Origin of the sequence: Paenibacillus sp. FSL F4-0087 (assembly GCF_038020215.1) — a bacterium.
GTDB classification, from domain to species: domain Bacteria; phylum Bacillota; class Bacilli; order Paenibacillales; family Paenibacillaceae; genus Paenibacillus; species Paenibacillus taichungensis.
The window spans coordinates 2,701,463-2,714,331 of sequence record NZ_JBBODJ010000001.1; the positions used below are offsets into that span (position 1 = coordinate 2,701,463).

Below are 12,869 nucleotides of genomic sequence, written 5' to 3' on the forward strand. Positions count from 1 at the left end.
GTTGTTTCGAGTGATTTGTCACTTCGATGCCTATGTAAACCTAAAGAGGAACTTGCCACCAGCATCATACTGAACGGCAGGTTCCTCTTCTATTATGAACGAGTTAAACGTTCCTTATTTAATCCTGTGTACGAGGACGCATATGTGGGAAGAGAAGTACGTCACGAATGGACGGCGAGTTGGTCAACAACATGATCAGACGGTCGATACCGATCCCCAGTCCACCTGTTGGTGGCATACCATATTCGAGCGCACGGATGAAATCATCATCCATTTCGTGTGCTTCGTCGTTCCCGTGTTCTTTCTCCAGCAATTGTGCCTCAAAACGCTGACGTTGATCAATTGGATCATTCAGCTCCGTAAATGCATTTGCATGCTCACGTCCAACGATAAACAGCTCGAAGCGGTCCGTGAAACGTGGATCTACATCGCTCTTCTTCGCCAACGGAGAAATCTCAACCGGATGCCCCATGATAAAGGTTGGTTGAATCAACGTCTCTTCTACAAAATGTTCGAAGAATGCATTCAGAATATGACCAAATGTCATATGCTTTTCAACCGTAACCTTATGTTCTTTCGCCAAACGATGAGCTTCCTCGTCCGTCATATGCACGGAGAAGTCCACGCCTACAACATCCTTAACCGCGTCTACCATCGTTACACGGCGCCATTGTGGTGTAAGATCCACTTGATAGTCTGCATATTGGATAACTTGCGTACCAAGCACTTCCTGTGCGATGTGAGCAACAAGATTCTCAGTCAAACGCATAATATCCTGATAATCGGCATATGCCTCATAAAGTTCAATCATCGTGAACTCAGGGTTATGACGTGTCGACATCCCTTCATTACGGTATACACGGCCGATCTCATATACCTTCTCCAGACCGCCTACAATCAGACGTTTCAAGTGAAGCTCGATCGCAATCCGCATGTACAATTCCATATCAAGCGCATTATGATGCGTGATGAATGGACGCGCAGCAGCTCCACCAGCGATGGTGTGCAGCGTCGGTGTTTCCACTTCCAGATAGCCCAATGAATCCAGGTAACGACGCATGGATTGAATGATTTTGGAACGAGTAATGAAGGTCTGTTGCACTTCACGATTCATAATCAGGTCAACATAGCGCTGGCGGTAACGCAGCTCTACATCCGCAAGTCCATGATATTTATCCGGAAGTGGGTAAAGTGACTTGGACAATACTTCGAGATTCTGAACCTTAACCGAAGTTTCGCCTGTCTTGGTTTTGAAGATTACGCCAGATACACCTACAATATCCCCGAGATCGAGCAGGCTGAACGCGGCATATTTGTCTTCCGGTACAGTATCCTGACGAACATAGATCTGGATTCTGCCGCTCAGGTCCTGAATATGTGCAAAGCTCGCTTTACCCATTCCCCGCTTCGCCATAATCCGTCCGGCAATACTGACTTCGATGTGCTTCTCTTCCAGCTCTTCCTTGGTCAGTTCTTCATACTTCTTCAGAATGGAGCCGGCTTCTTCCGTACGTACGTATTTTTGGCCAAAAGGGTCGATCCCCAATTTGCGGAGCTCGTCCAATTTGTCGCGGCGAATTTGTAAAAGCTCACTTAGTTCGGTTTCGGTTTCCTGATTCAAGACTTCATCCGTCATGATCTATATTCATCTCCTTATTTACATTGCAGGCATCTTCAGAGGTGTTCTGCCTCAAATGTTGAAAAAAGCTTCCCTAAGGAAGCTTTTGTCTCCGTACCCGACTGCTTCATTGCTTAATTACTTTTTGATGTCTACAATTTTATATTGAATTACGCCAGCAGGCACACTTACATCAACAACCGTACCTTTTTTCTTACCCAGGATGGCTTTACCAACAGGGCTTTCGTTCGATATTTTGTTTTGCAGCGGATTGGACTCCGCAGTACCTACAATCGTATATTCCGTGATATCACCGAATTCCAGATCTTCTACAGTGACTGTTGCACCCACACTTACAGCTTCGGTATCGATCTCGTCGCTGTTGATAATCCGTGCGTTCCGAAGCAATTTCTCCAACGTAATAACGCGGCCTTCAATGAAAGCCTGTTCGTTCTTCGCGTCTTCGTATTCGGAGTTTTCACTAATATCTCCATACCCGATGGCTACCTTAATCCGTTCAGCCACTTCGCGGCGCTTCACTGATTTCAGCATTTCCAGTTCTTCTTCAAGCTTCTTAAGTCCCTCTGGTGTAAGGATAACTTCCTTATCGCTCATCTCAACCGATTCTCCTGTCATGGGAATAATTTGATTGCACGGCAACGGAACCAGTGCTGTTTACAGAGCTCCGCCCGCATACATCTTCAAAACTATATGAAGTTCTCCAGAGAAACAGAACGTTCCTCCTGATGCACTAGCCTTATGACGCACATGGCGAATTTATACTGTGAAATTATAGGGTAACGGTCTCGAAAAGTCAATGTTACGCCCCCTATAGCTGTAAACGTTTTACAGCAGCAGATCAGGATGCATTTTCGGCTACTGCCGGTTCTGACTCCAGATTGCCTTCGATATGCAGCTGGCCTACAAAGTTCTCCAGAATGTGCACCATCTCATCACGTTTGGTTTCTTCCATAATAACGTCCTTGATGCGGGCAGATCCTTTGAGACCTTTCAGATACCAAGCCAGGTGTTTACGCATCTCGCGAACAGCAACAGCCTCACCCTTCAGTGCGATCAGACGGTCCATGTGCAAAATGGCAACCCGAATCTTCTCTTCCCCATTCGGGTCAGGAAGCAGTTCGCCGGAACTCAAGTATTGAATGGTCCGATACAACATCCATGGGTTGCCCAGGGCGGCACGACCAATCATAACTCCGTCACAACCCGTTTCATCCAACATGCGACGGGCATCTTCTGGGGAAGATACATCTCCGTTCCCGATAACTGGGATGGAGACAGCCTCTTTTACATTTTTGATGTGTGACCAGTCCGCTGTACCTGTATAGAGCTGCTCACGTGTACGACCGTGTACACTTACCGCCTGTCCGCCAGCGCGTTCAACCGCAAGTGCATTCTCAACCACGTAGATATGCTCGTTATCCCAACCGATCCGCATCTTGACTGTAACTGGCTTATCTACCGCATCCACAACAGCGGATACCATTTCATAAATTTTGTTCGGATCAAGCAACCAGCGTGCACCTGCATCACAGCTCGTTACTTTTGGCACAGGGCATCCCATGTTGATGTCGATGATGTCAGCATTGGTTTCTTTGTCCACAATTTTGGCTGCTTCTACGAGGGCTTGACGGTCTCCCCCCCAAATTTGCAGGCTCAGCGGTTTCTCACGCTCATCTACAAACAACATTTCACGTGTGCGCTTATTACCATGCACGATGGCTTTGCCACTCACCATCTCCGCACATACGAGGCCTGTTCCGAATTCTTTTGCGATCAGACGAAAAGCCGGATTACACACGCCAGCCATCGGCGCAAGTACAACCTGGTTTTTCATTTCAATGTCACCAATTTTAAGCATGGTAGTCGTTCCACTCCTTTTTAAATCCGACTCTTGCATGAATCCTGGAATAAAATAAACGAATAATGACGATATCTTCTTGTTAGTAAAAAGCGACCTTAGTTCCCCTGTAACTCCTCAATGCTGATCGAAAGTACCCCGGCAATTAGATTCAGCTCCCGTTCAGCGACTTTGCGGTTGCCTCGTTCAATCATACCCAGAATGGCCAGCGATATGCCCGTCTCAGCAGCGAGTTCCTGTTGTGTTAAACCTTTCAGCTTCCGGAAAGCCCGGATTCGATTGGCCAATTGCACGTTTTCCAAAGCTGTATTCCATCCTTTCCATCCAGTACAGACAACGATGATTGTACAAAGGTATACAAACCTGAATGCTCATCTTCGGTTACGATGTCAGCCAGTGGCACCAATACAAACGCCCGTTCACCCATCCGTGGATGCGGCAGTTGCAGCCGTTCGGTATCACTCGTCTCTCCATCCATCCAAAGCAGATCCAAATCGACTGTACGAGGGCCCCAACGGATATCACGAACCCGCCCAAGCCGTGTTTCAATATCCAGCAGTTCCGTGAGCAGCTGCTCCGGCAAAAGTGTAGTCTGTACCGCAGTAGCCATATTCAGAAACGCTGGCTGGTCCACATAACCTACCGGCTCCGTCTCATACAGCGCAGAACAGCGCAGGACGGATATATGAGGATGTGCATCCAGTAACGTTAACGCTTCAAGCAGGGTCTGTTCCCGGTCACCCAAATTAGCCCCTAAAGCAATATAAGCCTCTGAAGATTCAGAGGTCGAATGTGCAATCATGATCGGTTCTCACTTTCTTGTGCGGCGAAGCTCTACAGTTACGCCCCCAAAATGAATATCGAAAGGCGGATGTGGCTTCGTCACCTTGACTGTCAATGCATTGATAATAGTATAAGTGTCTAGTAAAGAAGATGCAATATGTTCGCCCAAAGCTTCAATTAACTGGAATGATTTATTTTCAACGATCTGTTTTACCAGCTCATGGATCTCCGCATAATTGATAGTTTTGGTCAAATCATCGTTACGCCCAGCTTCACCCAGATCCATATCGATCTCCAGATCAATATAATAACGCGCCCCTAGCTTCCGCTCCTCGGCAAATACGCCGTGATATCCGTAATACTCCATTCGATGCATTACCATTCTATCCATAAGTTCCGCCTGCCCTCTATATATAATGAATTCACGGTTCGATGTTTGTTCCTATTGCCAAACGCTACGCTTCCACTGAACGGGTCACCGGACCCGCAAGTATCATTTCCTCCGCAAGCCTGAAGATGCATAGAACATGGCATCACACATATCCACTGTGCGCCGAATCGGCTTCACATCATGGACCCGGACCATCTGGCATCCTTGGGCTATGCCGAAAGCAACCGTAGCGGCTGTACCCTCCAGCGCATCATCCGCCTGTACCTGTAAGGTGTTCTGAATAAACCTTTTACGCGAGGTGGCAAGCAGAACGGGATACCCCATCTCATTGAGCAACCCAAGCGATGACATGAGCGCCAGATTTTCATTCAGATCCTTCACAAAGCCAATGCCCGGGTCCAGAATAATTTGATCGGGATGTACTCCAGCCTCTAACGCAATCTGTATACTCTCTTGAAGATCACTGACTACATCAACCAAATAGTTGGTATAGTCTCGTTCTTGCCGGTTGTGCATTAGAATCAGAGGACATCCCAGTTCTGCCGCAGTACGTGCCATCTCCGGGTCAGCCTTGGCACCCCACACATCATTGATGATGTGCGCTCCAGCCTGAATGGCCTGCCGAGCAACATCCGCTTTATAGGTATCTACCGATATCGGAATATGCGGAGCCTGCTGCCGCAGTGCTTCAATGACCGGAATGATTCGGCTGAGCTCTTCATCAGCGCCAACGATATCTGAACCCGGACGTGTGGATTCCCCGCCAATATCAATGAGATCCGCGCCGTCTTCCATCATCTGAATGGCGTGAGCCACCGCTCGCTCCACACTGGTATAACGTCCCCCATCCGAGAAGGAGTCCGGTGTGACATTCAGAATGCCCATAATAAGTGTACGTGTGCCAAGTTTTAGCTCTGCTGGCCCCCACGCATAATTCCGTTCATAAATGACTGGTGTAAGTGTCATGAAGTATACCCCGCTTTCTGCCGGTACATACCCAGAAGCGCTTCTGTAACCGGGCCGATATGTCCGCTGCTGATTACTGTTTCTGTTCCATCCTGATCCCTCAACGTAGTAACTGGAGCAAGTTCAGCAACAGAGCCTGTCAAAAAGATCTCATCTGCCTGTAACAGCTCCTCCCAAGGGAAGAATCCTTCCTCGCAAGGTATTCCTCGGTGAGCTGCAAGCTCCAGTACAACGGCTCTGGTGATTCCCGGTAAGATGCCAGTCGCAAGTGCTGGCGTATAGACTACGCCTTGTCTCACCCAGAACACATTGCTGACAATTCCCTCAGCTATGTAGCCCTCTCGGGTGAGTTGCAGACCTTCCGCTCCTTGTACATGCTGCCCGTATCCGTTCAGTTCACGTTTCGCCAGAATGCTGTTCATGTAATGCAGCGATTTAAACCGCACTTCTCCTTCAGGCGTGTTACGGGGCGTCGACAGTCGTTGAAGCATTTTTCCATTTTCGTATAGTGAGGGAGAGGATTCAGGTAGTGCTTTTGCCAATACGATATGATTGGGTTTCACATAATCTCCTGAAGGTAGCCCGAGGGGAGCCTCGCCCGCGGATACCGTATAGCGTACATAGGCATCCTGAAGTTCGTTAGCAAGCAACAGGTTTTTGATCCAGCCCGTTACCTCCGCTGCTGTTACTGTGAAAGGAATGCCTAGTTCACGACAGCCTGAAGCCATCCGCTGCAAATGACGTTCCAATAGAAAAGGAACTCCTTGATACGTCCGAAACGTCTCGAACAATCCAAGTCCGTACAAAAAGCCGTGATCCGTCACCGGAACCACGGCTGCCGCCATATTGACCAATTCTCCGTTTATCGCGGCATATTTCATCTCTATACCTTTACCTGCTGAGACAGGAAGTTACGCAGCATTTGATGACCGTGATCCGTAATGATGGATTCGGGATGGAACTGAACACCTTCAATCGCATATTCCTTGTGACGCAAGCCCATAATCTCGCCTTCCGCCGTCTCGGCCGTAATCTCCAGACAATCTGGCAGACTGCTGCGCTCCACGATCAAAGAGTGATACCGCGTTGCCGTAAAGGGAGATGGCAATCCGGTAAATACGGACGTTCCGTTATGATGCATATCCGATGTTTTGCCATGCATCATACGGTCCGCGCGAATAACATTGCCTCCAAAAGCCTGTCCAATCGCCTGATGTCCCAAACATACGCCGAAGATCGGAATACTGCCCTTGAAGTGATCAATGACCGCCAGACTAATACCTGCCTCATTTGGAGTACAAGGACCCGGTGAGATCAAAATATGATCAGGTGCCAACGCCTCAATGCCTGCCAGATCAATTTCATCATTACGGCGAACTTCCACCGTCTCCCCCAGTTCACCCAGATATTGAACCAGGTTGTATGTGAAGGAATCATAATTGTCGATAACCAGTATCATATCTCTGTTCCTCCTATTCTTCCGCCCACACAGGGACGGCTGCTTGATTATTTTAATTTAACGGTTTCTGCTTCCTCGCTGTAATTGACAGCCCTCATCATGGCTCTTGCCTTGTTGCGGCACTCCTTGTATTCCCGATATGGATCGGAGTCGATTACGATGCCCGCTCCTGCCTGCACATATCCCACTCCATCTTTAATGGAAAGTGTACGAATGACGATGTTCAACTCCATATTGCCACTGTAGTCCATCCACCCAATCGAACCTGTATACGGTCCACGACGCACAGGCTCCAGTTCTTCAATGATTTCCATGGTGCGAACTTTGGGTGCACCTGTAATCGTTCCACCTGGGAACGTCGCTGCAATCACATCAAATGCGGATAGTCCGTCTGCCAGCGTCCCCTCGACTTGAGACACCAGATGCATGACATGCGAATACTTCTCGATCGTCATCAGTTCAGGCACATGAACTGATCCATAAGCTGCAATTCGCCCGATATCATTCCGCTCCAGATCGACCAGCATTATATGCTCTGCCCGTTCCTTCTCACTGTTCAGCAGCTCAGCGGCCATCAACTCATCTTCGGCTTCATCCCGTCCTCTTCTCCGTGTTCCTGCGATCGGACGAGCGCTCACCTTGCCATGATCCACTTTGACGAGCAATTCAGGTGATCCGCTCACCAGTTGGAAATCAGGACTACGCAGCATCCCCATGTAAGGAGAGGGATTCACGAGACGAAGCCATTCGTAGATGTGCTCTGCACTGGACTTCAGACGTTTTTCTTGCCGTAGGGATAGGTTCACTTGAAACACATCCCCTTGCCGGATATATTCCTGCACTGTGCGTACCGCCTGCTCAAAGTCCTCTTGAGGAAAGGAGGTATGCCACCCTTCCGTTTCCCGCTCCGCATCCGCTGATTGCGCAGTGAGATGAATGTGGCTATGGCGATGCTCCAATGCCTGCTGCTGCTCTTCCGCCTGGGCAAATCCCAGAATATGCAACCATCGCTGCTGCATGGCTGCTGCCCGCTCTTCTGCTTCTGCGTACAGCATACGGAGCTGAGCTTCATCCTGATTCGGCCGTACAGCCAGATGAACCATGCAGAACAGTGCCTGCTGCTCATGGTCATACGCCCATATTTCTTCAAACCGCATCCACCAATAATCCGGGAGAGCCGGGTTGTCTTCTGCCAAGGTTGGCAGCTTTTCCAAAGATCTGGCTACGTCATAGCTTAGATAACCTGCACATCCACCGCCAAAGTCTGGAGCCCCGCTCACCTTTGGTGCGCTGTACGGCGCAGCCCATCTTTTTAATACTTCAAGCGGTTTACCACAGTCTGCCCGGGTACTGCCTTGAATAAGATCATCAATAACAGCTTCGTTGCCCTTGCCGGAGATAACGGATACCGGGTTTAATCCCAGAAAGGTATACCTTCCGCCTTTACCATTCTCCAACACCATTGCATAGGGTGACGCCTGCTGCCAGGCTGCTTCCCACGTTAACGGTAAACCGCCATGATACGGTCCCTTATCCGACTTGATCATATACGGCATCATGGTCCAACCTTCTCCGGCCCACTCTGTCCAGTCGGCGTATGTTGTCATCAGGTGTGTCATTGCGGTTTGCCGCCCTCCATCTGTCGCTAGTTCTATTGTCTGATAGTATACTAAAGCGCCGCTGCTTTTAAAAGCATTCAGCAAAAAATCCTCCACACCCGACATACGGGCAAGGAGGATTTGTTTCATCACTTGTTAGGCTTAAGCTTCGAAGTTGTAAAGTGGCGTACTGAGGTAACGTTCGCCGTTACTTGGCACGATCACGACAACGCGTTTGCCTGCACCCAACTGTTTAGCCACTTGCAGACCTGCACGGATGGCTGCACCAGAAGAAATACCGGACAGAATGCCCTCTTCCTTCGCTACCTGACGAGCCGTCTCGAACGCATCATCGTTCTCGATGTGAATGATCTCGTCATAGATTTCCTGATCAAGAATCTCAGGAATAAAGTTAGCACCGATTCCCTGGATTTTATGAGGACCCGGTTTGCCACCTGCCAAGATTGGCGAAGCTGCTGGTTCAACGGCAACGATTTTAATCCCAGGGTAGGATTCCTTCAACACTTCACCTGTACCTGTAATCGTTCCGCCTGTACCGATTCCTGCAACGAAAGCATCCAACGTACCGCCTACAGATTGAATAGCTTCAACAATCTCAGGGCCGGTCGTTTCACGGTGGATCTTCACGTTGGCTTTATTTTTAAATTGCTCAGCCATGAAATAAGATGGATTTTCCTTAAGCAATTCCTCAGCTTTTTTAACTGCACCATTCATACCTTCGGCTCCCGGTGTGAGCACAAGCTCAGCTCCGTAGGCGCGAAGCAGGTTACGACGCTCCATGCTCATCGTTTCCGGCATAACAATAACAGACTTATAGCCTTTGGCTGCAGCCACCATAGCCAGTCCAATTCCTGTGTTACCACTTGTTGCTTCGATGATGGTATCACCCGGTTTCAGCTTGCCTTCTTTTTCCGCTTCTTCCACGATGCTAATCGCGATACGGTCTTTGACGCTTGAACCTGGATTCTGGTATTCCAGTTTCACGAATACTTCAGCACTGCCTTCAGGTACGATACGGTTCAGACGAACAAGCGGAGTACCTCCGATAAGTTCTGTTACGTTATTAACTACTTTAGCCATATGAATGCCCTCCTTAGTGGGATGAATACTACTTAAGTCCTGTTGCCATATACATGTGTGGCCGAGCAGCCTCTAGATGTTATAGAAGAACTACGGAAATCCGTCTGAGTTCATTCCGTCTGCAATAAACCGGACAGAAACTGGGTTTCCGAAGATTTCTTTGTTCATATAAATGGTTTTATTCCGAGTAAATGAGTAGGTTTTTGATTATTTTTATCTTATCAACGTTACACCCTATTGTCAATATGAGTACTCAAAAAAATACTCCGCCTTGGGCCCTAAGGCCGTAGACAGAGTATTTTTATCAAGATGCAGTAGGACATTCGTTTGCAGGATAATCAGGATGCCGGAATTTCAGCGATGATGACAGCTTCATACTTGTTGCGTAACCTTTCCTCCACCTGGGGGAGGGGATCAGCCTGGCTTAGAGCAAGCTGCATCCGAATTTCTTCACGAACCTCTTCTGCCGATTGCACTTGACGCTCTTGTTTGTCATTCATTTTAATGATGGCGTAACCTTCTTCCATCTTCACTGGCCCCGCAATATCACCAACGTCCAGTTGAGCTGCAAGTTTGAGAATTGCTTCGGACTGAAACGGATCGTTCTGCTCAATCCATCCCAGACGACCGCCCGAATCACGGGAGTAACTGTCCGTCGATTCATTACGTGCGGTTTCTTCAAAGTCTGCTCCCTTGTCGAGCGCATCCAGAACTGATTTTGCCTGGTCCTCTTCCTTCAATACAATGATAGACAGATCATATTTCTCTGGGGATACATAGTCTTCATGGTGTTCGTTCCAATAATGCTCGATATCTGCATCCTTGATCTGTATACCGCTCGTTGCGATTTTCTCAAGCAGAAGTCGGTATCCCGCCTCCAACTCAAGGTCCTGCCTGGATAAACCCAGTTGAGACTGCATTTCGTCAAAATAAGCCTTCTCCGAATCATATCCATCCATGGCCGCGGCAAGTTCTTTCGCAATTTCTTTGGGAGTCACCGTCAGATTACGATCGAGTGCTTCCGCATATACGGCTTTGCGATTGAGCATCTGGAGCAGCAATTCACTGCCATAGCGCCGTTTCAATGCCTCGGTCCATTCCTTGTTGGTGATGACCTCCCCATTGATCGTTGCTACGGCATTTCCCTCTTCCTGATTGGTATCCTGAGGCGAATCTGCTCCTTCACGTCCATTTCGTAAGCCTTGCACAACCATAACTGAACCCATCACCAGCATTCCAAGCGTCAAGACAATTACAGCCGTCCATAACCCTTTTTCCTGTCTTGTCATTCCGCGTCCCGTCCCCGCATAAAATCAGTTCTTGGCTTGCTCTAGGATGGTCTCAAGTTGTTCCTTGTTGAAATCGTAAGCCTCATTGCAAAATTGGCAGACCACTTCAGCCTGGCCTTCTTCCTCAATCAATTGTTCCATTTCGGATTGACCCAGACTGATCAACGTTTTCTCTACCCGCTCACGTGAACACTCACAGTGGAAATGAATATCCATTTCGTCCATGACCTGTACATCAGGCAGTACACGACGAAGCAGCGCTTCTAGTTCAAGCCCCTCAGCCAGCAGTGATGTCACTGGCGGCATTGTACCAATGGCATTTTCAATCACAGTAATTTCATCATCCGTCAAACCTGGAAGCAACTGTACAATGAATCCACCGGCTACAATAACCGAATTGTCGGTATCCACCAGTACACCAACGCCTACAGCAGAAGGCGTCTGCTCCGATTTGGCAAAATAGTACGTAAAGTCTTCACCAAGTTCTCCCGAAATAATTGGCACACTGCCGCGGTAAGGCTCTTTCAGCCCCAAATCCTTCGTTACGTTCACGAATCCTTCGGTTCCAACTGCGCCAGCAACGTCCAGTTTACCCATACTGTTGCTCGGCAGATGTACATGCGGATTGCTTACATAACCACGAACTTCACCCTTCGCATTAGCATCGGCAACAATCTGTCCAATGGGACCGTCACCTTTGACTTGAATTGTGAGCTTCTCTTCTCCTTTAAGCATAGCACCCATAATGGATGCTGCTGTAACCGTACGCCCCATAGCTGCTGTAGCCGTGGGAAACGTATCATGTCTTCTGCGCAGTTCCTCAACCAGTTCTGTCGTTTGAACAGCAAAGGCCCTAACCCGTCCGTTCATTGCTGTACCGCGAATTAACCGGTCTTGTTTGTTGTTGTTTTCCAAGTCATTCAGCCTCCTTTGGCGTAATCGCCAGTTATAGAAAAAACGGCATAACATATAAGACTGTAATCTCAGCCCGCTGTTTGCCGTCTCTGTTCTTACCTTTCCCGGTTCCGCTCATAAACGATACGCAGCCCTTCAAGCGTAAGCAGCGGATCCACTTCATCGATGCTGCGTGTTTCTTCTGCAATCAGCTTGGCAAGGCCTCCGGTTGCAATAACTCTAGGCTTGGCTCCCATTTCCTCGCGAATACGCTCCACGATACCGTCCACCTGTCCTGCATAACCATAAATAATGCCGGCCTGCATCGCATGAATGGTGTTGCGACCAATGACTTTCTTGGGCTTCTCCAATTCAATACGAGGTAGCTTGGACGCTCGTTCATAGAGTGCTTCGGTTGCAATATGGATGCCGGGTACGATAGCCCCGCCCAGATAATTTCCTTTCTCGTCAATACAGTCAAATGTAGTCGCTGTACCGAAATCGACCACAACGAGAGGGCCGCCATACTTCTCAACGGCTGCTACTGCATTAACAATGCGATCCGCGCCAACTTCACGAGGATTCTCATACCGCAGGTTCAGGCCGGTTCGGATACCAGGCCCAACAAGTAACGGTTTTTTGCCTACGTATTTCTCACACATGGCTTCAATCACATTCACCAGCGGTGGAACCACGGATGAGATGATCACACCTTCAATGTCGCGTGTTGAAATACCCGACATATGAAATAAATTATAAATCAATACGCCGTATTCATCCACTGTCGACTGCCGGGATGTACTCAGGCGAAAATGGTGGAGCAACTCCCGGCCTTGATACACGCCGAGTACGATATTACTGTTGCCCACGTCTACCACAAGAATCAAAGAG

14 protein-coding genes are annotated in these 12,869 nt (G+C 48.6%); all 14 read right to left on the reverse strand.

Going from position 1 to position 12,869, the window contains the following annotated elements:
* Positions 1 to 118 precede the first annotated feature (118 nt).
* On the reverse strand, positions 119 to 1,636 hold the full coding sequence (lysS, locus tag MHB84_RS12670) for a lysine--tRNA ligase (protein WP_076292138.1): 1,518 nt from the start codon (positions 1,634 to 1,636) through the stop codon (positions 119 to 121).
* A 120-nt stretch (positions 1,637 to 1,756) separates the two neighbouring features.
* Positions 1,757 to 2,233: a transcription elongation factor GreA gene (gene greA / locus MHB84_RS12675; protein ID WP_076292137.1), complete on the reverse strand. Its 477-nt coding sequence runs from the start codon at positions 2,231 to 2,233 to the stop codon at positions 1,757 to 1,759.
* Positions 2,234 to 2,477: 244 nt separating this feature from the next.
* Positions 2,478 to 3,497 carry a tRNA dihydrouridine synthase DusB gene (gene dusB / locus MHB84_RS12680; RefSeq protein ID WP_076292136.1) on the reverse strand — a complete coding sequence of 340 codons (1,020 nt, stop codon included), beginning with the start codon at positions 3,495 to 3,497 and terminating at the stop codon, positions 2,478 to 2,480.
* Positions 3,498 to 3,595: 98 nt separating this feature from the next.
* Positions 3,596 to 3,799 (reverse strand): helix-turn-helix domain-containing protein, encoded by a 204-nt coding sequence (locus tag MHB84_RS12685; RefSeq protein ID WP_053778903.1) that lies wholly within the window; start codon positions 3,797 to 3,799, stop codon positions 3,596 to 3,598.
* Complete coding sequence (gene folK / locus MHB84_RS12690; RefSeq protein WP_024633743.1) at positions 3,751 to 4,299, reverse strand: 2-amino-4-hydroxy-6-hydroxymethyldihydropteridine diphosphokinase; 549 nt, start codon at positions 4,297 to 4,299, stop codon at positions 3,751 to 3,753. The genes MHB84_RS12685 and folK overlap by 49 nt, the downstream gene beginning before the upstream one ends.
* A gap of 9 nt (positions 4,300 to 4,308) precedes the next feature.
* Complete coding sequence (gene folB / locus MHB84_RS12695; RefSeq protein WP_053778905.1) at positions 4,309 to 4,671, reverse strand: dihydroneopterin aldolase; 363 nt, start codon at positions 4,669 to 4,671, stop codon at positions 4,309 to 4,311.
* A gap of 102 nt (positions 4,672 to 4,773) precedes the next feature.
* Positions 4,774 to 5,637: a dihydropteroate synthase gene (gene folP / locus MHB84_RS12700; protein ID WP_076292135.1), complete on the reverse strand. Its 864-nt coding sequence runs from the start codon at positions 5,635 to 5,637 to the stop codon at positions 4,774 to 4,776.
* Positions 5,634 to 6,518 carry an aminotransferase class IV gene (locus MHB84_RS12705; RefSeq protein ID WP_076292134.1) on the reverse strand — a complete coding sequence of 295 codons (885 nt, stop codon included), beginning with the start codon at positions 6,516 to 6,518 and terminating at the stop codon, positions 5,634 to 5,636. Before MHB84_RS12705 ends, folP begins: the two co-directional genes overlap by 4 nt.
* Before the next feature lie 2 nt (positions 6,519 to 6,520).
* Entirely contained in the window at positions 6,521 to 7,096 is a 576-nt protein-coding gene (pabA, locus tag MHB84_RS12710) for an aminodeoxychorismate/anthranilate synthase component II (RefSeq protein ID WP_076292133.1), read from the reverse strand.
* A gap of 47 nt (positions 7,097 to 7,143) precedes the next feature.
* On the reverse strand, positions 7,144 to 8,703 hold the full coding sequence (locus tag MHB84_RS12715; RefSeq protein ID WP_341143042.1) for an anthranilate synthase component I family protein: 1,560 nt from the start codon (positions 8,701 to 8,703) through the stop codon (positions 7,144 to 7,146).
* A 153-nt stretch (positions 8,704 to 8,856) separates the two neighbouring features.
* Complete coding sequence (gene cysK, locus MHB84_RS12720) at positions 8,857 to 9,795, reverse strand: cysteine synthase A (RefSeq protein WP_063567563.1); 939 nt, start codon at positions 9,793 to 9,795, stop codon at positions 8,857 to 8,859.
* 338 nt (positions 9,796 to 10,133) lie between these two features.
* Positions 10,134 to 11,084, reverse strand: a complete 951-nt coding sequence (locus MHB84_RS12725) for a peptidyl-prolyl cis-trans isomerase (protein ID WP_076292132.1) — start codon at positions 11,082 to 11,084, stop codon at positions 10,134 to 10,136.
* A gap of 24 nt (positions 11,085 to 11,108) precedes the next feature.
* Positions 11,109 to 11,999 carry an Hsp33 family molecular chaperone HslO gene (gene hslO / locus MHB84_RS12730; RefSeq protein WP_076292131.1) on the reverse strand — a complete coding sequence of 297 codons (891 nt, stop codon included), beginning with the start codon at positions 11,997 to 11,999 and terminating at the stop codon, positions 11,109 to 11,111.
* Between the two features lie 95 nt (positions 12,000 to 12,094).
* Entirely contained in the window at positions 12,095 to 12,865 is a 771-nt protein-coding gene (locus MHB84_RS12735) for a type III pantothenate kinase (protein ID WP_024633734.1), read from the reverse strand.
* Between the last annotated feature and the right edge of the window lie 4 nt (positions 12,866 to 12,869).